Consider the following 25246-nt stretch of genomic DNA (forward strand, 5'->3'; position numbering starts at 1 on the left):
TTGTATGCGAATAATATAAACAACACTAGATGTAGTTAATATTTATTTACTAGAAAAGATTACCTCATAACAAATATTGTTGCAAGGGGTTGATTTTTTTAAAAGTTGCCTGAACCCTTTAAATTCAATAGTTTAAACTCTATAAAAAAATTTTTCCGAAAAGAGAAACATACGTTCCTCTTTTATTTTTTGAAGTTCCACTCATCATTTAAATATTTTTTTTGTTCAAGTTCTTTCACATATTGCTTTTGTTTGTCCGATAATTCGTAAGGTACTAATTCAATGTCTAGTGCTTGCTCAAAACCTTTTTTAAACGCTTCTACACATTGTGGAATCGTAATTTGTTTATCTGTTAATTGATTAATGGCTACGGCCTTTTGAGGGAGTTTTTCACGCATTTTTTCTTTCATTTCTGGTGAAGAAAATTTAAAGAGGGATAACAATTTTTCTTCATCAAGATCTAATAATATAGCCCCGTGTTGTAAAATGACACCTTTTTGACGTGTTTGGGCACTACCTGCTACCTTTTTCCCTTCTACGACAAGTTCATACCAGCTTGGTGCATCAAAGCATACAGCACTTTTTGGTTTTTTTAAATCAGCCAGTTTTTCTTCTGTATCAGGAACACTAAAGTAAGCATCTAACCCTAAGTTTTGGAAGCCTAGTAATAAGCCTTCACTAAGTACCCGGTAAGCTTCTGTTACCCCTGCAGGCATTTCGGGGTATTGTTCAGTAACGATAATACTATAAGTCAGTTCACTTTCATGTAAAACGGCTCGTCCACCAGTAGGACGTCGAACAAAGCCAAGATTTTGCGCCTTTACAGCATCAAAATCAACATCCTTCTTCGCACTTTGGAAATAACCGATTGATAGAGTTGCTGGATTCCATTCATAAAATCTAATGACAGGAGGAATTTCTCCTTCACTATGGAAATCTAGTAAAGCTTCATCCAATGCCATATTATAAGAAGGACTGCATGGACCTGAATTAATAAAATACCATTTTGATTTCAAACCTATCATCTCCTCACACATAACTATCATTTTAACAAACTCATTGGACTATCGCTACTTTCTCTTTTATAATGGAATATGTAGAAAGAAAGGAGAAAGAAAGCAGTGACTGTACTTTATACAATTGCTATCATACTAGGCCTTATCATCGTATATGTTCTAGTCAATACACTGCGTTTAAAGAAAGCAGTGTCAAACTTAAATCAAGATCAATTTATCCAAGGCTATCGAAAAGCTCAACTAATCGATGTACGGGAAGCAAAAGAATTTGAAGCAGGTCATATTTTAGGTGCTCGTAATATTCCATCAACACAATTACGTCAACGTTATAAAGAAATCCGACCTGATTTACCAGTATATTTATACTGCCAAAACTCCGGACGTAGCGCCCGTGCTGCTTTATTTTTAAAGAAAAAAGGATATAACCAACTTTATCAGCTTCAAGGCGGTTTCAAAACTTGGACTGGTAAAATTAAAACAAAAGCTTAACCAATAATGAAAGGGGACATGCTCAAGCCATTGAGCTGTCCCCTTTCAAACGTTATAGAATGTCACTTGCACACCACGACAAAAAGTGTAGAGAGCCATTAAAATGACTCGATCTACACTAATTAGATTTTAAGCTTCTACTTTTGTATAACGAAGAATTGGAGTACGTGCCGCACGCGTTTCATCTAAACGGCTAATTACCGTTGTATGAGGTGCTTCTTGTACTAGGGAAGGATTTTCTTCCGTTTCCTTCGCAATTTGAATCATCGCATCGCAAAATGCATCTAACGTTTCCTTCGATTCTGTTTCCGTCGGTTCAATCATCATTCCCTCTTCCACATTTAATGGGAAGTAGATTGTTGGTGGATGGTATCCAAAGTCAAGGAGACGTTTCGCTATATCTAATGTGCGAACACCTAGTTTCTTTTGGCGACGTCCAGATAAGACGAATTCATGTTTACAATGACGGTTGTACGGTAGATCGAAATATGGTTCTAAACGACGCATCATATAATTCGCATTTAATACGGCATATTCAGTCACAGCCTTTAAGCCGTCTGGACCCATTGTACGAATATACGTATAAGCACGAACATTTATACCAAAGTTACCGTAATACGGTTTCACACGACCAATAGATTGTGGTCGATTATAATCGAAATGGAATGTTCCATCTTCTTTTTTCACTAGCACAGGTTTTGGTAAGAACGGAATTAAGTCCGCTTTTACGCCGACAGGACCAGATCCTGGTCCACCGCCGCCATGGGGACCTGTAAATGTTTTATGAAGGTTTAAATGGACACAGTCAAAGCCCATATCCCCTGGGCGAGCTTTACTCATAACAGCGTTTAAGTTAGCACCATCATAGTACACTTTCCCACCAACACCATGGATAATTTCCGCCATTTCAATAATGTTTTCTTCAAACAACCCTAATGTATTTGGGTTTGTTAACATTAAAGCTGCTGTATCTTCCCCAACGACACGACGTAAATCCTCTAAATCTACTAAACCATCTTCATTGGACTTAACCGTAATCGTTTCGAATCCAGCTACTGTTGCAGATGCAGGGTTCGTACCGTGGGCAGAGTCAGGAACAATGACTTTATTACGATGTCCTTCTCCGTTTGCTTCATGGAAAGCACGAATCATCATAAGCGCCGTCCATTCACCATGGGCACCGGCAGCAGGTTGTAACGTAACTTCGTCCATACCTGTAATTTCTACTAATGAAGTTTGAAGATCATAAAGTAATTCCATTGCCCCTTGAACTGTTGATTCGTCTTGTAGTGGGTGAATGTTCGCAAAACCTGAAAGTCTCGCAACATTTTCGTTTATTTTCGGATTATATTTCATCGTACAAGAACCTAATGGATAAAATCCGGAATCAACCCCGTGGTTACGGCGAGATAATGCTGTATAGTGACGCATTATATCAAGCTCTGAAACTTCTGGTAATTCAGGAGCTTCATCACGAACATAGCCTTCTGGTAATAATTCTTCTAAATCCACTTCAGGAACATCTAACTCTGGTAAACTATAGCCAACTCGGCCTTCCTTCGATAATTCAAAAATGAGTGATTGATTTTCGTTATGCATTGTAAGCCCCCATTTCTGCAACTAATGCGTCAATTTCTTCTTTTGTACGTAATTCTGTGACAGCAAGTAAAACATGGTTTTCCAACTCTGGATAAACACGACCTAAATCAAAACCACCAATAATCCCTTTTTCTAAAAGGTATTGATTGATTTCCGAAACCGGTTTCTTTGTTTTCACTACGATTTCGTTAAAATGAGCACCTTGGAATGGAATCGTAAATCCAGCTGCTTCAAAGGCATTTTTCGCATAGCGAGTTTTGACAATATTTTGTTTTGCCATTTCTTTCACACCCTTTTTACCAAGGGCAGTCATCGCTACAGAAGCTGCAAGGGCAAGTAACGCTTGGTTAGAACAAATATTAGACGTTGCTTTTTCGCGACGAATATGTTGTTCACGGGCTTGTAATGTTAATACATAACCACGGCGTCCGTCCTGATCCACCGTTTCTCCTACTAGACGACCTGGAACTTTACGCATCAGCTTCGTTGTCGTTGCAAAGTAACCACAATACGGACCGCCAAAACTTTCAGGAATACCGAATACTTGTGCATCTCCTACCGTAATATCTGCACCAAGTTTACCTGGAGGAGTTAAAACGCCTAAAGCAAGCGGGTTACTGGAAACGATAAATAATCCTTTTGCTTCATGGACTAATTCACCCATTGTTTTCAGATCTTCAATTTGACCAAAGAAATTTGGATATTGAACCATCACAGCAGCAGTATTTTCGTCAATTAATGTTTTTAAAGCATCCATATCCGTCACACCGTCTTTTGTAGGAACTGTGACAATTTCAATCGATTGACCGTAGGCATAAGTTGCTACAACATCTCGGTATTCAGGATGAATCGCATCGGAAACAAGTAATTTTTTTCGTCGAGTATGACCAGCTGCCAGCATCCCTGCTTCCGCTAAAGAAGTTCCCCCGTCATACATCGATGAATTGGCTAAATCCATTCCCGTTAACTCCGCAATCATCGTTTGAAATTCAAAGATTGCTTGAAGCTCCCCTTGCGAAATTTCCGGTTGATAAGGTGTATAAGCTGTATAAAACTCTGAACGAGAAATAACATGGTCAACAATCACCGGTTTGTAGTGATTGTAAATCCCTGCCCCTAAAAAGGAGACATTAGACTCTGTATCTTCATTTTTCGCAGCAAGTTGTTTTAATTCTTTTAATAAGGAAGATTCTGATTTCGCTTCTTTAATATTGTAGTACCCTTTAAAACGAACGCTTTCAGGGATATCTGAAAATAATTCATCAACACTCTCGACACCAATCGTCTCCAGCATTTCTTTTTTGTCTTGTTCCGTCATAGGAAGATAACGATGTTTCATTTTATTAGTAACCCTCTTTTCGATTTATTTTGAACGTTTATAAAAAGGTGTTGCTACCGTTTTTGCTTGTAATCGTTTATTACGAATTTCAATTTCCAATTCTGTATCTAATTGAGCAAATTTTGAGTCAATTAATACTAAACCGATATTTCGTTTCGTTAAAGGAGACTGGGTTCCTGTTGTGACTTCGCCAATTTCTTCACCATCTTTAAACACTTTATAACCGTGGCGAGGAATTCCTTTGTCCATCATTTCAATGCCAATGATTTTTCGTGATAAGCCGTTTTCTTTTTGAGCAACTAACGCTTCTTTGCCGATAAAGTCCGATTCCTTTTGAAGTTTCACTGCAAATCCAATTCCCGCTTCTAAAGGAGAAATGTCTTTCGAAAGTTCTTGACCATATAAAGGTAGGCACGCCTCAAAACGTAACGTATCTCGGGCACCTAAACCAGCGGGAACAACACCCTTTTCTTTTCCAGCTTCTAAAATTGCATTCCAAAGGTTAATAACCGCCGTCGGTTCACCGTAAATCTCAAAGCCGTCCTCTCCTGTGTAACCAGTACGAGAAACTAATACTAAATTTCCAGAAATATTGACATCTTGTTGGAATTTGAAATATTTAATCTCTTTTAAGTCTACTTCTGTTAATGTTTGAAGAACTTCTTCGGCAAGTGGACCTTGTAATGCAATTTGAGCGTAGTCATCAGATTGATTGATGACCGTTACATCCCCAAGGACATGTTGTTGCATCCATTCAAAATCTTTTTCAATATTGGCTGCATTGACACATAATAAATAACGGTTTTCTTCCAATCGATAAACAAGCAGATCGTCAACGACTCCACCAGTTTCATAACACATCGCATTGTACTGGGCGCCACCAATGGCAATTTTTGAAATATCATTTGTTAATAGATTTTGTAAAAACTTGAGCGCATCTTTTCCTTCTACTAAAATCTCACCCATATGGGATACATCGAAAAGGCCCGCGCGATTTCTGACTGCATCATGCTCTTCCTTTATAGAAGAAAATTGTACAGGTAATTCCCAACCGCCAAAATCAATTGTTTTCCCACCGTATTTGGCATATTCATGGAATAACGGTGTTCGTTTTAATTCATTCCCCATTGCATATCCTCCTTAGAGTTTCAACGTTTTTGAACAAAAAAAGACAGACGAATCCCTCATCAATTTGAGGAATCCCCTGTCCTTGCACCTGAAAGTTACACCAAATTCAGTAATAGACAAGTCTACTCTCCTTTGGCTTTCCCCTTTGGTGGCTGTAACAAAAATGAACATATACAGCGCTCTCCAGAGATGCGTCCTGTACGAGTCTTTTTGCCTGAGAGATTCATAGTCCGTGACTACTTGCTCCTTCGGCGACGCTATTCACGTTCTCTCCCCGCACAATCATCCGCCCATATTTCATTATTCAATGTACAAATATGACAACTCTTGGCTATATCCTAACATTGAACGCTATAGAATGGCAATCTTTTTTTAAATTTAATGTAAAAACGAACATTCAACAAACATTCTAATTTATTGTTCACCTTTTAATCGATTCACTTGAAAAGCAATATACTCTACAATTTGACGTAGGGTACGACCTTCCGTCAAGACTCGAATATGACCTGCCGCCCGATAAAACTTTCTTCTCGTCTGATACAACTGTTCCAGCTCTTGTTTTGTGGAACGTTGTACAATTGGACGATTTTTATCATTTTTAATTCGAATATAAATATCTTCAAACGTGGCATCTAAAAAAAAGACGAGCCCTGTATGGCGCATGATTTTCCGATTTTCCTCGTTTATGGCAACTCCTCCACCTGTCGATATAATACATGCTTCATCTCGAAAATTACGAAGGAACTCGGTTTCCAACGCTCGAAAATGCGCCTCACCATATTTTTCAAATATTTCTGGAATCGACATCCCCTGTTGTCGAACTATTTCATGATCCATGTCATAATACGGCATTCTTAAAAAATAGCTTAATCTTCGACCGATAGCGCTTTTCCCACATCCCATGAAGCCTACTAAGTATATTTTTCGCATGCTATCACCTTCTTTACAACCAAAAATCTGTCTACTACTTACTACCAATTTTCTCTAGTAGGTTTATCGTAGCATGAACATTGGCTAATTCCAACGAATTATATGTTTTTATTTGTGATTCATATGAAATACAATAATAAGTTATAAAGGAAGTAGTGACAAAAAGTAACATGATAGCTAACGCGAAAGTACCACCTCTGTCATTGGTAATTTTTTTGAACAAAGAAGGTTCTCTCCTTTACTACACTATCCTGAAATTCAACATATATTGTCAAAAAATCTCCTTGAATTCTAAACTGAACCTTTTGAATACCGATTAATAACGGTACATAACCTTTATCATTTGTTTTTAGTCTTATTACATCACCGTATCGGTCGATTTGCTTTCGATCTACTGAATCTACATAAGCAATTTCAATTAGCTCTGATTTCTCTTTAACAGTTATCTCATCTACATTTGAAAATAACTGTTGAACATCTTGCACAAATAATTCCCACGTTACATCATCATCGGTTAATAACGAATGATTCATTTGATTTAACCATGAAACAACCATCATAAGGATAGCTGCTAATAAAATGAACACGACAAATTGAAATAATGCTTCTAGTAAAGTAAACCCTTTATTATTTAATAAATTTCTTCTTTTCGCCCGATACATTTTATCTTTTCATCATCCCCATTACGATATGTTACACAAATTTTTTGGCCGTCGTATGTCCAATGGTAATCGATTTGTTCAATTGTTTTCTTGCCACTTTTTAATGATTCCGTTTGAAGTCTTTTCGCCACTTCCAATGCCGTTTCAGAAGCGTGTAATTCTAATTTTTGGTTATATAAAGTTTCTTTTAAATGGTAAGTAAAAGGAATAAGAGTACCGGCAAGGATGAATAGAATGACGGCAGTTAGTAAAGTTTCAGCGAAGGATATTCCTTTATTATTTAGCATCAACTATCCTCATCCGTCCTTTTTGTATATTTACTATTAATTGTCTTTCTCCAAAGGGGGTATAAAAAATAATTTTGCCAAAATTCACTACTTCACCATTAGGATAAATCACTATATTTTTAAGATTACTATATATGTTTAATTGAACAATTGATGGAAAGGACCTCTCAAAAATTTTTTTACCATCAAGGCTGTAGTAGGCTTTATACGTATTATTATCACTAAACAATACATTGATTGTTTTCTTTTCCTCTATCGCAAGGGCTTGCATCCGTTGAATATCCAACTGAACTTGGTTAAAAAATTGCTCAACAGCCTGTTTTTCTGAGATGGTATACGTTACTTTATAAACAATAGAACTTACAACAATTACAATGAATAGGACCAATAACATTTCAATTAAACTAAATCCTTGATCGTTTTTCATATGTTTCATCAAGAGCATTTATTCAATTCGCTATTCTCCTTTCACTACAACTTTCCCATCGCTTTGTATTTGGATTTCTGCTCCATTCGGACAGGAAGTTTCACCTTCATTTATATAATCCTTCTCGACTAATTCACTTAAAGTAGGAATGTCATGGTAATCAATTTTGTATGCTTCAACTTGTCCTTGAACCATTTTGACAAAGGCATCGCACCCCTTTTGATCTATTGAAGAAAAATGTTTTGTTACATTTGGAATTGTAATCAATATTAAAATGGAAATAATTAACAAAACTATAAGCATCTCTATAAGAGTAAACCCGTCTTGTCTTTTTAAAATCAAAACCATCACTCCTTTTAAATCAATTCAATTAATTCATACATTGGTAATAAAATACTTAAATAGGCAGCGATAATACATACTGCAATAAGGATGAAAAAACATGGTTGTACAATAGCAATAATGAATTGAATGTTCGTTTGCAGTTTTTCTTCCAATAAATCACAGTAAATGAGCAATTCTCGACCTAAATAACCGCTTTTTTCTCCGTGTTTTATAAATTCTTCAAACTTCGGTGAGAACCAAGCTAATATAGAGACTGCATTTGATAGTAATTCACCATAGATGACTTGTCTTTCTAGCTCCCTCGCTACATAAGCAATCGTTTGATTTAATTGTTGATTTTGTAAAATGTCTAATGCTTGTTGTAGTGAAATACCACTAACAAGTAGTTCTCCTAGGGTTTTCGATATTCGTATCGTTAATTGCAACTTGAAAAAGTAATTTACAACTGGAAGTTTTAATAAAATATTGATTCGTTCGGATATTGCTTTCCTTTTTAAATGAACGAAGAATATTAGAAAAAGGATGAAACAACTGGAGGAAATAATAAAGAGTATATCTGGGAGATGGAGAAAAAGATTTGAAATACTAACCATTCCGCTTACTTCCTTTGATCGAGAACGAATGATTTCCGTAATACTTGGTAAAAAATACGTACGGAAAGCGATAAAGATCATCATGAGAACAACGGATAAAAATATTGGATAGCTTAACAGTTTCACTACTTTTTTCCTCATTTGATATGTAAATTCTAACTGCTTCGAAACTGTTTTTAATACTTCAGCAATGTTTCCACTTTCTTCAGCAATTTGAAGGGTAATCAAGTAATGATTCGGTATGGGAAAACTTTTTAATATGTCGATAACTTTCCCACCATTTTTTAGTTTTTCATAGATTATTGCCCTCCAATAAACTAAATTTTCTACATGGTAAGGAAGTAACATATCAATGGAGTCGGCAAATGTGTAACCTTCATTCAGCAACGTACTTAACCGATTTAAAAATGCAGGTAGTTGTTTGACTTTCTTCTTTTTTGAGGGAAGATAAGGATACTCCTTTAATTTAAGTAGTAACGGTTGCATGCCTATCCTTCACCTCATAGGAAGCTAATTGGTGGGATAACTTCTCATGTTTAGGTAATTGATACTTGTCACCCCGCATAACCGCTGCTATCGCCTCAACTAAATGACAATCACTTAAAATTTCATATAACGCTTTCCTTTCCTCTGTTCCTATTTCCACCAAACATTGAGCAACAATTCCAATAAGAGCTTGTCTAATTTCTTCAATCGATATATTTAAATCTAACAATCGATATATGCAATTAACTGTATCCTTCGCATGAATGGTACTTAATACTAAATGGCCCGTTAACGAAGCTTCAATTGCAATCTTTGCGGTTTCCTGATCACGAATTTCTCCAATCATGATGACGTCCGGTGAGTGACGTAATATTGCTTTTAAACCGGCTGCATAGGTTACCCCTGCCCTTTCATTTACTTGAATTTGCAATAAATTCGATTGACTATTCTCAACTGGATCTTCTAAAGAAATGACGTGACGGGCAAGAGTTTCGCTCGTGTAATTCACTAATGAATATAAAGTAGTCGTTTTTCCTGAACCAGTTGGCCCACAAAATAACAAAAGACCTTGTTGGTTGGATATGAGTTGAACTAGTTTTTCTGCCGATTTTTGATTGAGGGAAAGTGAAGTAAGGGGGAGACTGGAATTTTGAAGCATTAATCGGATAACGACACTTTCTCTTTTAAAAACAGAAGGTAGAGTAGATACCCGAAAGGCATATAACTGATTTGAGAATTCCTTTTGAAAAGAACCGCTTTGAGGTTTGCGTTTTTCGCTTATATCAAGGGATGATAAAAATTTGAAATAAGAGATGATCCGGTCTCCTAATTCAAAAGGTATATTGGTCGTTGGAAATAGTTTTCCATATTTACGAAAATGTATGGAATATTGATGATTTTGAGGAACAATATGAATATCCGATGCTCCGAAATGGAGTGCCTTCAATAATAACTGCATACTTTTATTTTCTACTACAGATTCAATGTCCATAGGCAACACCTCATCATTATAGTATTTTAATTGACCGCAACTGAATTAAAAACAGTATATAATGGTAATGGAAATTGGAAAACCCCTTTTTCTAACTTTAATATTTCAACTTAATTTTCTAAAGAAATGATAAATTTGATCAAGATATTATTGTTTATCCAAAAAAACCTTTTAGTATTGTTTAACGTTTTCTTTAATAATGAAGGTTAAAATATAAAATAGAAGGAAAATATTATTTTCATTACGTATGACCGTTTAAAAAATCGTAATTAACAAATAATGAAATTAAACTGCTTTTTCTATTCCATTGAAAACCTTACCAAAAGTTAACGTTTATTTCCATTTTAAATAGGAGAAAAAAAGATAAAACGTTCTCTAAATTTTAATTTGTTTGTCACAAACAAAATGGAAGTAGCAGTTTACATTATCCTTACCAATCATTTATAATAAAAGTTGAGATTATTGAGTCACATGGCAAAAGGAGGGATTCTTCATGAGCAACATGTATAAAGTTATGGCATTCTGGACTGGTGTTTTTGCCGTTATGTTCTACCTTGGTGATATGTACGAGGTTTCGCTATTATTCGTTGGTAATACAATTTTATTTATATTATTAGGCTTCTTAAACCTAACAGAACGCATGTACATGTACATTTTCGGAGCTTATTTAACTATATTCTTCGCTGGATTTACGTATTATACTACATTTATCCATGTACCTGGTGCTGGCCATTAAAAAAAACATCGACTGGTTGTTCAGTCGATGTTTTTCTTTTTACCCTTCGTAACCGTTTAAAAACGGATTCATATCCATTTCAGCTTGTGGCGTTGTATAAGAGCCATGTCCAGGGTAAATAATTGTATCCTCTGGTAATACTAATAATTTTTCATGGATAGATTGAAGAAGTACTTTTAAAGACCCTTCAAGTAAATCTGTTCTACCAATACTTCTTTCAAAAAGTGTATCCCCTACGATGGCAAAGCCATCCTCTTCAAAAATATACGAAATACTTCCAGGAGAATGACCAGGAGTGAATACAGCTTTGAATGTAAAACCATCGATGTTAAACGTTTGCTCTTTGCGAATTATATGAGCTTCTTCTGGTTTATTTACAATATAATTTGGAAGTTCTGCATATTTACCAGAGCCGTTTTTCATCGGATCTCCAAGCCAACTGACTTCCCGTTCATGTACATATAATGGTAAATCAAACATTTCCCTTAATTCATCCACTGCTCCAATATGGTCAAAATGGGTATGGGTCAAAAAGATTGCCTTTGGTTTCAATTGATTGGAACGAATGACATTCACTATTTTTGAAGCTTCTTCACCTGGGTCGAATAGAATGCAGTCCTTTTGCTTATTACTAACAATATAACAGTTTGTTTGAACAGGACCTAAACTAAAAACTTTTACATTTAACATCAATCATCACCTCTTGATTATTATACATGGATAAGAAAAAAATTACATTGAACGTTCAAATAAACTGTATTTTTTGTTCTCGACAAAAAGATGTAAGTGCTTTACAATAAAGAAGGAATATTGTCTACGACATTCAACTTCTAATGTCTAAAGGAGTGTCATCTTAATGAACTTATTAATGGTTATTTTCGCTTTAGTAGCAATCTTTGCTGTAGTAAATTTATTCCAAGCAATTAAAGAAAAAAATATTCTTGCTTTAGTTTTCAGTATTGCTACAGCTGCAATTTTCGGTTGGTTTGTAGTCATGACAGTTTTAAACCAAGGTTACCCACCAAAATTGCACTAATTCATTGTAAAAGACGAGGTATCAAAAGATACTTCGTCTTTTTCGTTTCTTTAACAGTATTGTTAAAGAACATTTAGGTTATCCAGCGTCATTGAATAAGTTAAAAACAAAAGGGCCATTTCATTTGTGAAATGACCCTTTTCGTTATTCTTTCTCTTCTTTTATTACATTTTGTTTTAAATTCCCTGTATCTTCATCATAAAAACGTAATAAATCGCCATTAATAATTTGATCAGAATATTCAAGTTCGATTAAAGCACGGTCAATGTATGGTTGACACGCGTCAATTTCTATTTCTTCGCCTGTTCCCCGATCGTAACATACTTCACCCGCGTAAACTAATTGATCTGTCACAAAACGACCATCCCGGAATATAACGAAATCTTCATGTTCTTCTGAGAACATATCGTCACCTAGTTGCATGTCATTTGAAGTATCAATTCCTAAAAGGTGTAAAATCGTCGGACGAATATCAATTTGACCTGAAGTTTTATCAATTACTTGACCATCGTTCGATCCTGGAATATGGATAAATAACGGTACTGATTGCAATAATGCACTATCATAGGCAGTAATCTCTTCCTTACCTAAATATTGCGCCATTGCTTTATTATGGTTTTCCGAAATACCATAATGGTCACCGTACATGACAATAATGGAGTTATCGTAAAGACCTGCTTCTTTTAACTCTTCAAAGAATATTTTAATGGATTCATCTAAATAACGAACCGTTTGGAAATAACGATTCAGTGTTCCAGAATTTGAATTATATTCTGGAATCATAATATCCTCTTCCGTTAAAGTAAATGGATAATGGTTTGTTAATGTGATCATACGCGTAGCAAAAGGTTGCTCCATCTCAGTCATCATATCAACGGACTGTTCGAAAAATGGAATATCTTTTAATCCCCAGTTCACAGAGTTTTCATCTGTTACATCATAGGAATCGACATCGTAAAATTTCTGAATATCTAACGATTGATAAATGACATCCCGATTCCAAAAAGATGCATTGTTGGAATGCATGACACTTGTAAAATAACCATTTTCATTTAATTTTTCAGACATCGAATTATACGTATTCCCACCATGAGTAAAGAACACTGCACCACTGCCTAAGCCAAACAATGAATTTTCTACTATAAATTCAGAATCGCTTGTTTTCCCTAATCCAGTTTGGTGATAGAAGTCACTGAAATAATACGTATCTTTATCTTGTGTAAGAGAATTTAAGAAAGGTGTTACTACTTCCCCATTCATTGTATTATTTATCACAAAATTTTGGAGTGATTCTAATTGTACAAAAATGACATTACGTCCTTTATACTTACCAAACATTTCTTCATTAATGGCAGATTGGTTTGCTTGCACATAGTTTTCTACTTCCACAAGTTCACTGCCATCCGCTAATGCTCTTTGCGCACTTGATTTCGATTGAACATAAATATCATACAGATGATAGTTATATGTCCCAATATTTTTTACTAATAATTCACGATCAAATGCACGGGTTAATAATTGTGGGCGTTCCGTTTCCGCTAATCCTAAATTTAAGAACACCATTGCAACAGCTAATACAAAATAAGCACGACGAATTTCTTTACGAATTGGTGTTGTTTCTTGTAATTTTGGTAAAAATTTAATAACTAAAATTAAAACAACAACATCTGTGAAGTAAAAAATATCGTACCAGTTAATAATTTCCGTTACTGAAGTGCCTAAATCTCCGAAATTGCTAGTTTGGAATAAAACTGCTAATGTAATGAAATCATTATAGAATCGATAAAACGCAACATTAGCAAATAATACAATCGCCAGAAGAACACTTACTGTTATTAAGTAACGATGGCGTACTTTTGCCGTTTTAAAAAATAATGAAATCCCATAAGCAAATAATAAGAAACTTAATGGGTTTATTATTAAAATAAGCTCTTGCATTGCGTTTTCAATGTCCATTTCAAAACTTGTATGGTAGACAATCACAGTTTTGATCCAAGTCGTCAGTATAGCTATAGCTAAAATCGAATGTTTAGGCCATTTAGAAAAATTCATTCCAAAACATCCTTTCCACATAATTGATACATAGATATAAACATAAATTTCTATTGAAATTTACACAAAAAAATAAATTGCTAAGTTTGAAAACAAATTTTATCTTAATCTTCATTCCTTTAATTATCAATATAATATGTATACAAAAATTTCAAAAACAATAGTGGGTATACATCATGAAATTGATAACATTTAAGATAACATTATATTGATGGCAACAAACAAACCTTTATACCGCTTACATTTGGAACGTTTTTTTAATTTTTTTGTACATACTTTTTCTCTAATTTTGCAAGAAGTATTAATTATCTTTCAAAAAAGTACGGAACATTACAAATATTAAAGAACTATATTATTATTTACGTTTTATTTACAAAAAAGTTCCCAAATGAAAACAGTGGCAAATAAATCCACTGTCAATTTAATGTATATAATTAACAATTATTAACAATATAATACCACTTAAAACATAATATATGGTAATTTTTTTGAAATTATTTAATAATTTTTAAATTCATGACGATTATTGCATTTTTTTCTCTTCCTGTTCTAGCCGTGATAACTCTTGTTTGATTAGGAGCATTGCTGACTGAAAGTCTTTTGGTTCAAGAACCTTTGCTTTATATAGCTCCCGAATTTCATCTTCCATTAATAATAAATCTCCAATTCGATCTCTTGTATAAATAAATGTTCCATATTGTTTTAGTAAATCATATATATCTTTCATTGTTTTCATTTTGACGTCCCCTTTCGATTTGCGACACAATCAATTCGCGATGTCTCAGTAATGATAAGATCCACTGGTATATCAAAGGTTTCAACTGGTACTTCATCTACAATTTGGATATTAAAAGCAAGGGAAATTAACTGACCTTTAAATTTTGTTAAATAGCGATCATAATAACCGCCACCGTAACCAATCCGGTAACCATTATAATCAAAGACGATTCCTGGCACGATTATACAATCAATTTCTTCAGCAGTAACAAGTTCTGTACATTGGGGAATCGGTTCTAATAAATCCATATATACGATTTCAAGCTGTTGAAAATTCTCAATTGCATAAAAGTCCATCGTAAGATTTACTGGATGACATTTTGGAACAACGACTTTTTTATTCATGTTCCATAAAGCTTCAATTATTTCTTTCGTATGAACTTCCCTTTTACGGGAAATCGTGATAGCAATCGTATTCCCTTCGATAATAGAAGGCTCTTTTAATAACTGTTCTTTCATGTACATAGAGGATTGTCTGAATCGATCATCGGACAGATCATTTAACGCTTTTCTTATTTGGTTTCTCAATTGTTTTTTATCCAAATTTACCATCCCCTAAATCCTTTTATCCATTTATAATTAAAAAGCCAAAACCACAAGTGGTTTTGGCAATAATGCTTACTTAGTTTCACGGTGAAGAGTGTATTTCTTCTCGCGAGAGCAATATTTTTTAAGTTCAAGACGTTCTGGATTATTACGTTTGTTCTTTTTAGAAATGTAGTTACGTTCACCACAATCTGTACAAGCTAATGTAATGTTTACGCGCATTATTAACCCTCCCACTCTATATAAAGACTTTAATTTCATTTGAGCATGATTTATACGACTAAATCATTATAACATAAATAGAAAAAAAATCTAGCATCATTTATTATTAACTTTTCTTATGCTAAAATAACTTAAAATAGTAAAAAAGACGGAGGAACAACAGTGGATTTATCAATGATTTTAATGATCATCGGCATTGTTTGTATTGTTGTATCATTTTTCCTAAAAGATACATCTAAACGAATTGAAAAAGACTTAGAAGACTTATCAATTAGTATTTACCAAGAAACAAATTCATTAAAAAAGCGGTTGAAAATAGTAGAAGAGGAGTTGCTTCTTGAACCAAACTTTTCCATTAAATCGGCACCTACACCGAAAATAAAAGAAACATCGGTACAAAAAAAACAACCAACAACTGTTCAACAGAAGCAAGTCAATGAAATATTAGTATCTCAAGTGATCCAACTTAATAAACAAGGCTATCCGATTGAGGAAATTAGCAAAATGTCTACTTTATCTACACAACAAATTTTATCGATATTACGAGATGGGAGATAGACGATGAAAAGATCATCTTTGCGTAGCTTCGGTATTGCTTGTTTTATCATTGGAATGGTCATGACGATGTCAAATAAGTTCCATATTCCATTCCTTTCATCAGACGATGTCTCCAACGAAGAACAATATAAAGAACAAATTACCCAATTGGAACATCAGCTAGAAGAAGCAAAAGAACAAATCGCCGTATTAGAACAAAAGGAACAAACTACTTCACAAAAACTAGAAACAACGAACGAAAATACGACGACAAAAGACGAAGTAACAGATGAAGAAGTAGTGAGTGGCACTTTATATATTTACTCTGGTTTAACAGTAGCAGAAATTGCTCAAAAACTAAAAGATATGGGCATTATACATAACAGTGTTGAATTAGAACTATTTTTAGCTCAACCTGAATACGCAAAATCAATACAAAAGGGACAATTTGAATTAAATTCATCTATGTCTATTGAAGAAATCGCTAATATTATTACTGGAAAACAACCAGCTTAACATAAAGGGGAAGGCTATTTAAGCCTTCCCCTTTTTCTTGAAGTAACTTCTTATATATTCAACAAACATTATTGTGGCGGAGCTTTTAAAACGGCTTTTCATAAAGGCCAATCCAATTTCTCGTTTACAATTTCGGGCATCAACTCGAATAATTTTTAGTTTATATTGTTCTAATCCTTTAATATAAGGGATCAATGAAACGCCTAAACCACTTTCCACTAACCCAGCAACCGTATGTACTTCCTCCCCTTCGAAAGCAACGTTTAATTGGAAACCTTCCCTTTTAAATAAATCATCCACTGATTTTCTTAATGAGTTCCCTTTCTTTATACAAATAAAGGGATCATGGGCAAAATCCTTTATTTTTACCATCTGTTTATTAGCTAATCTATGACTTTCAGGTACAATGAAAAAAATTTCTTCTTCCCACAACTTTTCCCAAACAATCTCCTCATTTGAATCTACCGAAGAAATTAAACATACATCCAACTCTCCTGCTTCGAGCTTTTTTAAAATAGAGCTGGAGTTACTTTGGGTTAGTAGAAATTTCATTTGAGGATAAACTTTTTTCACATCCGTCATGAGGGAAGGAATAATTTCTAAACCAAGAGTATGCATAAATCCAATCGATACTTCCCCTTGACCAGGTGAAACTAAATTTGCTAAATCTTCTTTTGCCCTTTCATATTCCTTTACAATATATTCTGCTCGCTCTAAAAAGAACTTTCCATACCGATTTAATTGAATCGAACGACCGTTTCGATCAAACAATGCCACACCTAAAGATTCTTCTAATAAGGAAATGGATTTACTTAAGGCAGGCTGGGTAATATGTAAATGTTGAGCAGCCTGGGACATATTTTCATATTTAGCCACCAATATAAAATATTGAAGGGAATTAAAATCCATTTTCCGTCTCCTTATTACTTTTATTTATAAGACAAATAAAAATTATGAATTATCATTATATGATTTCACTTATTATAATAAATGTAATACGAAAGTACAAAATGTTAATTTTTTCAAAAGAGGCGAACCAACATGAGTTATTTACAAAGAGGGACAAAGGAATTTCATTTAGCCAATTTAGCACTTTTTGCAGCTGGCTTTATTACCTTTGCCAATTTATATGTCACACAGCCATTATTCCCCCAATTTACTGAACAATATGGCGTATCACCTGCCGTCGCAAGCCTCTCCCTCTCCCTATCTACTGGTGTTTTATCCGTTAGTTTAATTTTATGTGGTTCGTTATCAGAAGCTTGGGGTCGTAAACGCTTAATGACGATTTCCATCTTTCTTTCATCTTTACTAACCATTGTTCTTGCTGTTTCACCTACCTTTGAAACTCTATTACTATTACGCATTATCCAAGGCTTTGTCTTTGCAGGTGTTCCTGCTATCGCCATGGCTTACTTAGGTGAAGAAGTTCATCCAAGTAGTCTTGGCGTTGCTATGGGATTATATATAAGTGGCAATTCCGTCGGTGGATTAGCTGGTCGCATTATTATGGGAACGATGTCTGACTTTTTCAGCTGGCAAATCGGCATGGTTGTTTTAGGCGTCATCAGTTTCCTTGTTAGTCTTTATTTTGTTTGGGCTTTACCAGCATCAAAACATTTTACCCCACGGCAACTGAAGCTGAAACCTTTAGCTAAATCGTTATTTTCCCATTTAAAGGACCCTGGATTAATTTGTTTGTTCGGTATTGCTTTTACATTGATGGGAAGCTTTGTCACACTGTATAACTATATCAGTTATAAATTAATGGGAGCCCCCTATCATTTAAGCGCAGGCGTTGTAGGTTGGATTTTTCTCGTTTACTTAGTTGGTACCTTTAGTTCAACTTGGTTCGGTAGCTTGTCAGATAAATTTGGAAAACAAAAAGTATTGTTAACTGGCATTACAATTATGTTTACGGGAGCGTTATTAACTTTACCTGTACATTTATTTATAAAAATTTTAGGAATTGTCATTTATACGTTCGGCTTTTTTGGCGCCCATTCCATTACTAGTGGCTGGGTAAGTTCCCGCGCGAAAAAAGATAAAGCTCAAGCATCCTCCCTTTATTTATTTGCCTATTATTTCGGCTCAAGTGTAGGCGGTACGACAGGTGGTCTTTTCTGGTCAAGCTGGGGCTGGAATGGTGTTATTGGATTTATCAGTTCTTTTTTAATTACTTCTTTCACGCTAGCTGTTACACTAATAGTGTTAAATCGGAAAGAAAAAATGTTGGAAGACCATCTCCAATATTAAGAAAGAGAGTGAATGATGATGAACATTTATGACTTTGATGTAACTGCAGAAAATGGTGAGAAATATTCTTTGGAACGATACAAAGGGAAAGTATTGCTCATTGTGAACACTGCAACAAAATGTGGATTAGCTGGCCAATTTAGTGAATTGGAAGAACTTTATCAAAAATATCATTCCCAAGGTCTTGAAATTCTTGGTTTTCCTTCAGATCAATTCAAACAAGAATTAACTACAGGAAATGAAGCAGCGGAAGCTTGTCGTCTTACATATGGGGTAACTTTCCCGATGCACGACATTATTAAAGTAAACGGCGAAGAAGCCCATCCACTTTTCCAATATTTAACGGAAAAAACAAAAGGTTTTTTAGGAAAAAACGTTAAATGGAACTTTACGAAATTTTTAGTAGACCGAGACGGAAATGTTGTGGAACGATTCGCTCCAACGGATAAACCGTCCAAATTTGAAAAAGAAATTGCTAAATTACTATAAAATGAGGAAGGACACGTTGCTTGAAAAGCCCGTGTCCTTTTTCACTACCACAATGGTTCATCTTCTTTCGTAAAGCTAATTGTAAAATTGGAAATATAAAAAATATGGAAGATTGCAACGAGTGTAAAGGGAAAACCGATTAGTTGAAAAGGAATTCCTAACATACCTAAACTATAAAAACTAAGAAATGGAACGAAGAATGGTAGTATATTTCTCGATTTTTTACTTTGAAAAATCTGCTCGCCGCAATGATAACATTGGGTTCGAAAACTGCCTAAAGAGTTTTTGAATCGTCCTTTTTTTGAAATTTGATGACCGCAATGAGGGCAATTTGGTAAATGTTTATGGCGGATTGACCATAATAGTAATAAACAATTATTTAAAAGAACAAACAAAACGATAAGAAATTTTATTGCCTCAAGGGATTGACTGACAATTGTAAAACTGCCTATCCCTAGTAATAAAGATCCACCCACAAACCATCGTATGATCAACTTCTTTGAAAATCCCCTAATATAATGAATCCCTTTTTTCTCCCGCCATCTTTCCGTTTTTAGTAATACTGTAATCGTTAATAATAAAGCTAAACATTCAAGAATGATTAATCCTATAAACCAATAAAATGTAGCATCTAAATGTAGAAAAATATTTGATAAGTAATTTTCACCTTGGACAGTCGCATTAGTGAAATTGACACGGTTCTCTTTGAAAAGGATAAAGAAAAAAGCTAACCCAGCAAAAAAGGTTGTTAAAACAATTGGGTAACCCCAATTTCTTTTAGAAGTTTGTTCTATATTTTCATTGATAATTTTTCGAACTATTTCTTCCTTTGTTTCGGTACTTAAATGGATATTCCCATCCAATTCTTTTTTCCACAACTGTTGTAAATCATTCATTTCCATTGAGTAACACCTCCAAATCTACGCCTTTTAGTTTCTCTTTTAAAACAGTTCTAGCTTTTTGCAATCTTGATTTAACTGTTGATTCAGGAATACTTAAAATTTCTGCAATCTCTTTCGTTGTATGGTCTGCATAATAATAAAATAAGAGAACTTCTCGTAATTTAACATTTAATGAAAATACCGCTTCGGTAACTTCCATCTTTTCTTCTTTTTCAATGTATTTTCTTTCTATATTTTTTGTTTGCCCTCGAATATGGAATTTTCCAATGAGTAATTCCTTTTTATTTTTCCAACTTCTTAAATAATCGGTACATCGATGAACCGTTATTTTTGTTAAATACGTTTTTAGCGACGCTTCACCACGAAACTGTTCTTGTTTTTTATAATAAGTAAGAAAAACATCTTGAATCATTTCTTCCGCTATCCGCTGGTCTTTAACATATGTATAGGCGATTCTTAATAAGTAATCACCGTAAAGTTCAATTATTTCTTCTAAATGATCATGCACTGACTTCCCTCCCTTTCAACTATATAGACGAGAAAAATGAACTTTTGGACGAAAAAAGCACACAAAAAATTTTTGCGTGCGAGAAGGATTTATATAAAACTATCTAAAACAGTTTGGGCAACTTCATGCAATTTCCTTTTTCTCTCTTCATCTGTTGGGAGCTGGGCTATTCTTTGTAATTGCTCTTCTAAAGCAATCTTTACAAAAAAAGGCAGCTTACAAATTACATTTTCCATCATCCATTTCTTTAAATCGTAATCCATTGCTTCGCCTTCTAATAATTCAAAAATGAACGGCGTAATCTCCGCTGGATATTGAAGTAATAGTTCAGCTAATCCTTCGTTTCTCTCTATTTCCCCTACTTTTAACCATTCTAAAACGAAAGGTAAATTACTTCTTTTCTCTTCCTCAGATAATGTTAACAATTGTTCTACACTCGCTTCCAAGTATACCCCTCCCTTTTTAAGCAGTTAGTTGTTTATTCGTTGAATATGATGTAAAAACGACTCTATTAAGTGGGTACCTTTTTCCGTTCCTATCGATTCTGGATGGAATTGTAAACCGAAGACCGGAAATTGTTTATGTTGAATCGCCATCACTTCCCCATCATCCTTCGAAGTTGCAACAATTTCTAAATCTTGATGCAATGTTGTTCGATCAATTATGAGAGAGTGGTAGCGCATTACTGAAATTTCCCCGTCCATTTTTTCAAACATTCCCTTTTGCTCATAATTTAAAGTAGAAAGTTTTCCATGCATAATATTGTTTGCCCGTAAAACTGTACTTCCAAAGGCTTCTCCAATTGATTGATGACCTAGACATATGCCTAGTATTGGAAACTCTTTATATAATTCTTTAACGACGGAAACTGTAATCCCTGCTTCCTTTGGCGTTCCAGGACCTGGTGATAGAACAATCGCTTCTGGCTTTAATTGACGAATGGATTCAATGGAAATCGCATCATTACGAATGACTTCAACGTTTTTTCCGAGGCTAGCGATTTGTTGATATAGATTATAAGTAAATGAGTCGTAATTATCGATTAGTAAAATCATATGGATACCTCCAAGAGTGCCTTCGCCTTATTTAACGTTTCTTCATATTCCAATTCGGGTATCGAATCATAAACAATTCCTGCACCCGCTTGAACCATTGCCTTATTGTCTTTTACGACCATTGTACGAATCGCTAATGCTAGATCCATATTGCCATTTACTGAAATGTAGCCAATTGCTCCAGCATAAACCCCACGCTTTAATGGTTCCAAATCATTAATAATTTGCATTGCGCGAATTTTCGGTGCACCGGAAACTGTTCCTGCAGGTAAACAGGAGATTAATACGTCGAGCACATGCATATTATCACATAATTCACCTGTTACTTCTGAAACAATATGAATGACATGTTTATACCGTTCAATCGTCATGTATTTGACCACTTCAACGGTCCCGACCTTACTTACTCGCCCTATATCATTACGCCCTAAATCTACAAGCATTCGATGCTCTGCTACTTCCTTTTCATCATTTAAAAGCAGCTGTTCGATTTTACTGTCCTCTTCCTTTGTTTTTCCCCTCGGTTTTGTACCAGCGATTGGGTTTGTCGTAACTTTTCCGTCACGTACCTTTACTAAGCTTTCCGGTGACGTACCAAGAATTGTATATTCATCGAACTCCATATAAAACATATATGGTGACGGATTGGATGTACGTAATTTTCGATATAACGAAAAAGGGTTCCCTTTAAAGCCAGAAGTAAATCGTTGGGATAATACTACTTGGAAAATATCCCCCCGTTCTATATGCTCCTTCGCTTTTTGAACCATATGAACAAAATGTTCCTTCTCCATTGTCGGTTTAAATTGAATCGAGTAGGAAGCTTCTTCATTAAAGGGTATACTTTGTTTAATTTGTTGTTCAAGTTGTTGGATTGCCTTTTTCATTTCCTCTTCCGAACGACCTGTATGAAACAAATCGATGGCTGCAATAAACACTTTTTGTAATAAATGATCAAACACGATAAAAGTATCGTAAAAATATACATGAACGTCAGGCATATTTAATTCATCTTCCAACACTTCCCCAATGTTTTCATAATAAAAGGCAGTGTCATACCCGAAATACCCAATGGCTCCACCAAAAAAGGAGAATGGATATTGTCGATTTTGGAGCGGCATCATTTCTCTTAATTTATCTAACACCGAACCTTTTCCGACTTGTATTTCACTCCCTTTCATTTCACATACAAAGCCTTCCTGATTTCCTTTTAGTTGGGCAATAGGGTTCACTGCGATAAAGGAATAACGCCCGCTTTCTTCATGTTTAGCAGATGATTCAAATAGTACTTTGCTGGTACCTGATAAACTTTCAAAAATCGAAATGGGCGTCATCATATCCCCTTGCAATTCTTCCATGATGAAGTTTTTTACCTCTACAGTCATCTCAACTCTCTCCTTCTCTCTACTAATCTCATCTCATCTATGCACATACGTATAACTGTCATTTAGACAGCTATACAATATAAAAGGCCCTTCCATCACTAAAGGACGGAAGAGCCGTGGTGCCACCTTCATTGACTAACAATGTTTAAAAACCATTCATTAGTCCACTTAACTGTTTTTAACGTCACATCACGCTAGTACCTACTCAACATTTCAGTACTAGAAGCTAGAAAGCCCATTCATATTATGTTATGCACTAGCTTCCACCAACCGCCAGTTCTCTTTGCCACTCCATAATACTACTATTTTTCATCATCGCTTCATTATTTACTTAAAACTATTTTATTATAAATTTTTCATCTATTCAAACAATTTTCAAAAAAAATTGGAGCTCCATTGAATTTGGAGCCCCAACAAAATTTAATGATTTAAATCGAAACGTTGACCTTTTTTCAAATACAGTAAATACTCAGCAATATTCGTTGCATGGTCTGCACATCGTTCTACAAAGCGACAAATAAATGACAAATACGTAATTTGAGAAATATTTTCAGGGACAACAGAGCTTAGCTGCATCAGATGTTTAATCATATTTCCATACATTTCATCAATTTCGTCATCGTACTCAGCAATGACTTTTGCCTTAGACATGTTTTCTTCCTTGAAAGCTTCCACAACTTGTCGAAGCATTTCTGTTGATTTGTAACACATATCTTCGAGCAATTCTACAGAAGTAATAAACCGTTCATTTCCTATGCGAATTGCTTCTTTTGCGATGTTTACGGCATGATCTCCAACCCGTTCCATATCAGAAGCTGCTTTTAACAATACGATTAAACGTCGCAAATCAGTCGCAACCGGTTGTTGTCGAGTCATTAATTTAATCACGCGATCATTAATCGCTTCTTCCATACGATTAATTTCAACATCTTGAATAATGACTTGATGGGCAAGCTCAAGATCTTTTTGAAATAGTGCTTCAAAGGAATTTTCCAACGTTTCGATACTGCGGTTACTTAGCTCAATAAAATCATTTTGCAACGCTTGAATTTCATGATCAAAACGTTCTCTAGCTGACATACACAATCAATCCCTTCTTATCCAAAACGACCTGAAATGTAATCTTCTGTACGTTTATCTCGAGGAGTAGAAAAGATTTTATCTGTTTGATCAAACTCTACAACTTCTCCGTTTAAGAAGAAGGCAGTTTTATCGGAAATACGAGCTGCTTGTTGCATGTTATGCGTTACGATAATAATTGAATAATTATCTTTTAATTCTTGAACAAGTTCTTCTACTTTCAAAGTTGAAATTGGGTCAAGAGCTGATGTTGGTTCATCCATTAAAATCACATCTGGCTCAATTGCTAAACAGCGTGCAATACAAATACGTTGTTGCTGACCACCGGATAATCCGTATGCATTTTGGTTTAAACGATCTTTTACTTCATCCCAAATTGCAGCACCACGTAAAGATTTCTCAACAATTTCATCAAGAATTTTTTTATTTTTAATACCGTGAATACGTGGACCGTAAGCAATATTATCGTAAATCGATTTTGGGAATGGATTTGGTTTTTGGAATACCATCCCTACTTTCGTACGTAGTTCTTCTACTTCATACGAAGGATCTAAAATATTGCGACCACGGTAATTAATTTCACCGTTTGTTTTAACCGTTGGAACAAGCTCTACCATACGGTTTAGTGCTTTAATATATGTGGATTTACCACAACCAGAAGGACCAATGATGGCAGTCACTTCATTTTTTTTAATATCTAGATTAATATCCTTTAATGCATGGTGATCTCCATACCAAAGATTGAAACCTTTCGTTTGAACAACAGTATTTTTTTCTACTGTTTGAATACTATCACTAATAATCGGCGACGGAGTTTTAATAGTAGCTTTCGCTTTTTCGTTTTTAATCATAAGCTC

Annotated in this window: 31 protein-coding genes, 1 riboswitch and 1 other annotated feature; of the genes, 7 read left to right on the forward strand and 24 right to left on the reverse strand. The window is 34.7% G+C overall.

All coding sequences use genetic code 11. The annotated features are described in order from the left end of the window. Positions 1 to 182 precede the first annotated feature (182 nt). Positions 183 to 1025, reverse strand: a complete 843-nt coding sequence (locus ACH0B5_RS07435; protein WP_483887696.1) for a lipoate--protein ligase family protein — start codon at positions 1023 to 1025, stop codon at positions 183 to 185. Positions 1026 to 1121: 96 nt separating this feature from the next. Here ACH0B5_RS07435 and ACH0B5_RS07440 point away from each other — a divergent pair, with 96 nt between their 5' ends. Then, positions 1122 to 1505 (forward strand): rhodanese-like domain-containing protein, encoded by a 384-nt coding sequence (locus tag ACH0B5_RS07440; RefSeq protein ID WP_122971867.1) that lies wholly within the window; start codon positions 1122 to 1124, stop codon positions 1503 to 1505. 129 nt (positions 1506 to 1634) lie between these two features. On the opposite strand, the gene gcvPB is transcribed toward ACH0B5_RS07440, so the two are convergent. The 10 genes from gcvPB to comGA all read right to left on the reverse strand — a co-directional run bounded on the left by gcvPB (position 1635) and on the right by comGA (position 10292). Continuing rightward, positions 1635 to 3104 carry an aminomethyl-transferring glycine dehydrogenase subunit GcvPB gene (gene gcvPB / locus ACH0B5_RS07445; protein WP_122971868.1) on the reverse strand — a complete coding sequence of 490 codons (1470 nt, stop codon included), beginning with the start codon at positions 3102 to 3104 and terminating at the stop codon, positions 1635 to 1637. Further along, entirely contained in the window at positions 3097 to 4443 is a 1347-nt protein-coding gene (gene gcvPA / locus ACH0B5_RS07450; RefSeq protein ID WP_406927650.1) for an aminomethyl-transferring glycine dehydrogenase subunit GcvPA, read from the reverse strand. Before gcvPA ends, gcvPB begins: the two co-directional genes overlap by 8 nt. A gap of 24 nt (positions 4444 to 4467) precedes the next feature. Next, positions 4468 to 5571, reverse strand: coding sequence for a glycine cleavage system aminomethyltransferase GcvT (gene gcvT / locus ACH0B5_RS07455; protein ID WP_406927651.1), 1104 nt, complete (start codon positions 5569 to 5571; stop codon positions 4468 to 4470). Positions 5572 to 5763: 192 nt separating this feature from the next. Then, positions 5764 to 5857, reverse strand: a riboswitch (glycine riboswitch). 128 nt (positions 5858 to 5985) lie between these two features. Then, entirely contained in the window at positions 5986 to 6501 is a 516-nt protein-coding gene (locus ACH0B5_RS07460) for a shikimate kinase (RefSeq protein WP_122971872.1), read from the reverse strand. Between the two features lie 200 nt (positions 6502 to 6701). After that, positions 6702 to 7163 carry a competence type IV pilus minor pilin ComGF gene (gene comGF, locus ACH0B5_RS07465; RefSeq protein ID WP_122971874.1) on the reverse strand — a complete coding sequence of 154 codons (462 nt, stop codon included), beginning with the start codon at positions 7161 to 7163 and terminating at the stop codon, positions 6702 to 6704. Next, a complete protein-coding gene (locus ACH0B5_RS07470) occupies positions 7133 to 7450 on the reverse strand; it encodes a hypothetical protein (protein ID WP_122971875.1) in 318 nt (105 codons plus the stop codon). Before ACH0B5_RS07470 ends, comGF begins: the two co-directional genes overlap by 31 nt. Then, on the reverse strand, positions 7440 to 7877 hold the full coding sequence (locus ACH0B5_RS07475; protein WP_158599691.1) for a prepilin-type N-terminal cleavage/methylation domain-containing protein: 438 nt from the start codon (positions 7875 to 7877) through the stop codon (positions 7440 to 7442). The genes ACH0B5_RS07470 and ACH0B5_RS07475 overlap by 11 nt, the downstream gene beginning before the upstream one ends. A gap of 30 nt (positions 7878 to 7907) precedes the next feature. Further along, positions 7908 to 8216: a competence type IV pilus major pilin ComGC gene (gene comGC / locus ACH0B5_RS07480; RefSeq protein ID WP_406927656.1), complete on the reverse strand. Its 309-nt coding sequence runs from the start codon at positions 8214 to 8216 to the stop codon at positions 7908 to 7910. Between the two features lie 17 nt (positions 8217 to 8233). Further along, positions 8234 to 9301 carry a competence type IV pilus assembly protein ComGB gene (comGB, locus tag ACH0B5_RS07485; RefSeq protein WP_122971878.1) on the reverse strand — a complete coding sequence of 356 codons (1068 nt, stop codon included), beginning with the start codon at positions 9299 to 9301 and terminating at the stop codon, positions 8234 to 8236. Further along, the gene (gene comGA / locus ACH0B5_RS07490; RefSeq protein ID WP_122971879.1) at positions 9282 to 10292 is read right to left on the reverse strand and encodes a competence type IV pilus ATPase ComGA; all 1011 of its coding nucleotides are present in this window, start codon (positions 10290 to 10292) and stop codon (positions 9282 to 9284) included. Before comGA ends, comGB begins: the two co-directional genes overlap by 20 nt. A 493-nt stretch (positions 10293 to 10785) precedes the next feature. Here comGA and ACH0B5_RS07495 point away from each other — a divergent pair, with 493 nt between their 5' ends. Continuing rightward, positions 10786 to 11028, forward strand: coding sequence for a DUF2626 domain-containing protein (locus ACH0B5_RS07495; RefSeq protein ID WP_122971880.1), 243 nt, complete (start codon positions 10786 to 10788; stop codon positions 11026 to 11028). Between the two features lie 39 nt (positions 11029 to 11067). Here the strand turns inward: ACH0B5_RS07495 and ACH0B5_RS07500 are convergent, their stop codons facing one another. Beyond that, positions 11068 to 11718: an MBL fold metallo-hydrolase gene (locus ACH0B5_RS07500; RefSeq protein WP_122971881.1), complete on the reverse strand. Its 651-nt coding sequence runs from the start codon at positions 11716 to 11718 to the stop codon at positions 11068 to 11070. A 166-nt stretch (positions 11719 to 11884) separates the two neighbouring features. On the opposite strand from ACH0B5_RS07500, the gene ACH0B5_RS07505 reads away from it, so the two are divergent. Beyond that, positions 11885 to 12064 (forward strand): DUF2759 domain-containing protein, encoded by a 180-nt coding sequence (locus ACH0B5_RS07505; RefSeq protein ID WP_122971882.1) that lies wholly within the window; start codon positions 11885 to 11887, stop codon positions 12062 to 12064. A gap of 144 nt (positions 12065 to 12208) precedes the next feature. On the opposite strand, the gene ACH0B5_RS07510 is transcribed toward ACH0B5_RS07505, so the two are convergent. The 4 genes from ACH0B5_RS07510 to rpmG form a co-directional block, all read right to left on the reverse strand. After that, positions 12209 to 14116: an LTA synthase family protein gene (locus ACH0B5_RS07510; protein WP_122971883.1), complete on the reverse strand. Its 1908-nt coding sequence runs from the start codon at positions 14114 to 14116 to the stop codon at positions 12209 to 12211. Positions 14117 to 14639: 523 nt separating this feature from the next. Continuing rightward, positions 14640 to 14852, reverse strand: coding sequence for a YqgQ family protein (locus ACH0B5_RS07515; protein WP_122971884.1), 213 nt, complete (start codon positions 14850 to 14852; stop codon positions 14640 to 14642). Next, entirely contained in the window at positions 14849 to 15436 is a 588-nt protein-coding gene (locus tag ACH0B5_RS07520; RefSeq protein WP_122971885.1) for a 5-formyltetrahydrofolate cyclo-ligase, read from the reverse strand. Before ACH0B5_RS07520 ends, ACH0B5_RS07515 begins: the two co-directional genes overlap by 4 nt. A 75-nt stretch (positions 15437 to 15511) precedes the next feature. Beyond that, positions 15512 to 15661 (reverse strand): 50S ribosomal protein L33, encoded by a 150-nt coding sequence (gene rpmG / locus ACH0B5_RS07525; RefSeq protein ID WP_008408521.1) that lies wholly within the window; start codon positions 15659 to 15661, stop codon positions 15512 to 15514. Between the two features lie 162 nt (positions 15662 to 15823). On the opposite strand from rpmG, the gene ACH0B5_RS07530 reads away from it, so the two are divergent. Beyond that, positions 15824 to 16219, forward strand: coding sequence for a hypothetical protein (locus ACH0B5_RS07530; protein ID WP_341362261.1), 396 nt, complete (start codon positions 15824 to 15826; stop codon positions 16217 to 16219). A 3-nt stretch (positions 16220 to 16222) separates the two neighbouring features. Then, on the forward strand, positions 16223 to 16714 hold the full coding sequence (locus ACH0B5_RS07535; protein WP_122971887.1) for an endolytic transglycosylase MltG: 492 nt from the start codon (positions 16223 to 16225) through the stop codon (positions 16712 to 16714). An 18-nt stretch (positions 16715 to 16732) separates the two neighbouring features. On the opposite strand, the gene ACH0B5_RS07540 is transcribed toward ACH0B5_RS07535, so the two are convergent. Next, a complete protein-coding gene (locus ACH0B5_RS07540) occupies positions 16733 to 17623 on the reverse strand; it encodes a LysR family transcriptional regulator (protein WP_341362262.1) in 891 nt (296 codons plus the stop codon). Between the two features lie 132 nt (positions 17624 to 17755). Between ACH0B5_RS07540 and ACH0B5_RS07545 the strand changes: the two genes are divergently transcribed. Continuing rightward, positions 17756 to 18970: an MFS transporter gene (locus ACH0B5_RS07545; protein WP_406927652.1), complete on the forward strand. Its 1215-nt coding sequence runs from the start codon at positions 17756 to 17758 to the stop codon at positions 18968 to 18970. A gap of 18 nt (positions 18971 to 18988) precedes the next feature. Further along, positions 18989 to 19459, forward strand: a complete 471-nt coding sequence (locus ACH0B5_RS07550; RefSeq protein ID WP_122971904.1) for a glutathione peroxidase — start codon at positions 18989 to 18991, stop codon at positions 19457 to 19459. A 44-nt stretch (positions 19460 to 19503) separates the two neighbouring features. Here ACH0B5_RS07550 and ACH0B5_RS07555 read toward each other — a convergent pair whose 3' ends face one another. The 7 genes from ACH0B5_RS07555 to pstB form a co-directional block, all read right to left on the reverse strand. Then, positions 19504 to 20361 carry a hypothetical protein gene (locus tag ACH0B5_RS07555; RefSeq protein ID WP_406927653.1) on the reverse strand — a complete coding sequence of 286 codons (858 nt, stop codon included), beginning with the start codon at positions 20359 to 20361 and terminating at the stop codon, positions 19504 to 19506. Continuing rightward, on the reverse strand, positions 20348 to 20869 hold the full coding sequence (locus tag ACH0B5_RS07560; RefSeq protein WP_122971891.1) for a sigma-70 family RNA polymerase sigma factor: 522 nt from the start codon (positions 20867 to 20869) through the stop codon (positions 20348 to 20350). Before ACH0B5_RS07560 ends, ACH0B5_RS07555 begins: the two co-directional genes overlap by 14 nt. A gap of 89 nt (positions 20870 to 20958) precedes the next feature. Further along, positions 20959 to 21315 (reverse strand): DUF5071 domain-containing protein, encoded by a 357-nt coding sequence (locus tag ACH0B5_RS07565; protein ID WP_158599692.1) that lies wholly within the window; start codon positions 21313 to 21315, stop codon positions 20959 to 20961. 24 nt (positions 21316 to 21339) lie between these two features. Next, positions 21340 to 21924: an anthranilate synthase component II gene (locus tag ACH0B5_RS07570; RefSeq protein WP_122971893.1), complete on the reverse strand. Its 585-nt coding sequence runs from the start codon at positions 21922 to 21924 to the stop codon at positions 21340 to 21342. Further along, positions 21921 to 23309: an anthranilate synthase component I gene (gene trpE, locus ACH0B5_RS07575; RefSeq protein ID WP_122971894.1), complete on the reverse strand. Its 1389-nt coding sequence runs from the start codon at positions 23307 to 23309 to the stop codon at positions 21921 to 21923. The genes ACH0B5_RS07570 and trpE overlap by 4 nt, the downstream gene beginning before the upstream one ends. A gap of 98 nt (positions 23310 to 23407) precedes the next feature. Then, positions 23408 to 23634 (reverse strand) — a binding site (T-box leader). 95 nt (positions 23635 to 23729) lie between these two features. After that, on the reverse strand, positions 23730 to 24389 hold the full coding sequence (phoU, locus tag ACH0B5_RS07580) for a phosphate signaling complex protein PhoU (RefSeq protein ID WP_122971895.1): 660 nt from the start codon (positions 24387 to 24389) through the stop codon (positions 23730 to 23732). 17 nt (positions 24390 to 24406) lie between these two features. After that, positions 24407 to 25240 carry a phosphate ABC transporter ATP-binding protein PstB gene (pstB, locus tag ACH0B5_RS07585; protein WP_122971905.1) on the reverse strand — a complete coding sequence of 278 codons (834 nt, stop codon included), beginning with the start codon at positions 25238 to 25240 and terminating at the stop codon, positions 24407 to 24409. Positions 25241 to 25246: the final 6 nt, after the last annotated feature.

Origin of the sequence: Ureibacillus sp. 179-F W5.1 NHS (assembly GCF_045369345.1) — a bacterium.
Lineage (GTDB): Bacteria > Bacillota > Bacilli > Bacillales_A > Planococcaceae > Ureibacillus > Ureibacillus halotolerans.

Coding starts and splice junctions, on each gene's coding strand:
- ACH0B5_RS07435 (WP_483887696.1), bottom strand. CDS start 1,025: ATGATAGGTTTGAAATCAAAATGGTATTTTATTAATTCAGGTCCATGC.
- gcvPB (WP_122971868.1), bottom strand. CDS start 3,104: ATGCATAACGAAAATCAATCACTCATTTTTGAATTATCGAAGGAAGGC.
- gcvPA (WP_406927650.1), bottom strand. CDS start 4,443: ATGAAACATCGTTATCTTCCTATGACGGAACAAGACAAAAAAGAAATG.
- gcvT (WP_406927651.1), bottom strand. CDS start 5,571: ATGGGGAATGAATTAAAACGAACACCGTTATTCCATGAATATGCCAAA.
- ACH0B5_RS07460 (WP_122971872.1), bottom strand. CDS start 6,501: ATGCGAAAAATATACTTAGTAGGCTTCATGGGATGTGGGAAAAGCGCT.
- comGF (WP_122971874.1), bottom strand. CDS start 7,163: ATGTATCGGGCGAAAAGAAGAAATTTATTAAATAATAAAGGGTTTACT.
- ACH0B5_RS07470 (WP_122971875.1), bottom strand. CDS start 7,450: ATGCTAAATAATAAAGGAATATCCTTCGCTGAAACTTTACTAACTGCC.
- ACH0B5_RS07475 (WP_158599691.1), bottom strand. CDS start 7,877: ATGAAAAACGATCAAGGATTTAGTTTAATTGAAATGTTATTGGTCCTA.
- comGB (WP_122971878.1), bottom strand. CDS start 9,301: ATGCAACCGTTACTACTTAAATTAAAGGAGTATCCTTATCTTCCCTCA.
- comGA (WP_122971879.1), bottom strand. CDS start 10,292: ATGGACATTGAATCTGTAGTAGAAAATAAAAGTATGCAGTTATTATTG.
- ACH0B5_RS07495 (WP_122971880.1), top strand. CDS start 10,786: ATGAGCAACATGTATAAAGTTATGGCATTCTGGACTGGTGTTTTTGCC.
- ACH0B5_RS07500 (WP_122971881.1), bottom strand. CDS start 11,718: ATGTTAAATGTAAAAGTTTTTAGTTTAGGTCCTGTTCAAACAAACTGT.
- ACH0B5_RS07505 (WP_122971882.1), top strand. CDS start 11,885: ATGAACTTATTAATGGTTATTTTCGCTTTAGTAGCAATCTTTGCTGTA.
- ACH0B5_RS07510 (WP_122971883.1), bottom strand. CDS start 14,116: ATGAATTTTTCTAAATGGCCTAAACATTCGATTTTAGCTATAGCTATA.
- ACH0B5_RS07515 (WP_122971884.1), bottom strand. CDS start 14,852: ATGAAAACAATGAAAGATATATATGATTTACTAAAACAATATGGAACA.
- rpmG (WP_008408521.1), bottom strand. CDS start 15,661: ATGCGCGTAAACATTACATTAGCTTGTACAGATTGTGGTGAACGTAAC.
- ACH0B5_RS07535 (WP_122971887.1), top strand. CDS start 16,223: ATGAAAAGATCATCTTTGCGTAGCTTCGGTATTGCTTGTTTTATCATT.
- ACH0B5_RS07540 (WP_341362262.1), bottom strand. CDS start 17,623: ATGGATTTTAATTCCCTTCAATATTTTATATTGGTGGCTAAATATGAA.
- ACH0B5_RS07545 (WP_406927652.1), top strand. CDS start 17,756: ATGAGTTATTTACAAAGAGGGACAAAGGAATTTCATTTAGCCAATTTA.
- ACH0B5_RS07550 (WP_122971904.1), top strand. CDS start 18,989: ATGAACATTTATGACTTTGATGTAACTGCAGAAAATGGTGAGAAATAT.
- ACH0B5_RS07555 (WP_406927653.1), bottom strand. CDS start 20,361: ATGGAAATGAATGATTTACAACAGTTGTGGAAAAAAGAATTGGATGGG.
- ACH0B5_RS07570 (WP_122971893.1), bottom strand. CDS start 21,924: ATGATTTTACTAATCGATAATTACGACTCATTTACTTATAATCTATAT.
- trpE (WP_122971894.1), bottom strand. CDS start 23,309: ATGACTGTAGAGGTAAAAAACTTCATCATGGAAGAATTGCAAGGGGAT.
- phoU (WP_122971895.1), bottom strand. CDS start 24,389: ATGTCAGCTAGAGAACGTTTTGATCATGAAATTCAAGCGTTGCAAAAT.
- pstB (WP_122971905.1), bottom strand. CDS start 25,240: ATGATTAAAAACGAAAAAGCGAAAGCTACTATTAAAACTCCGTCGCCG.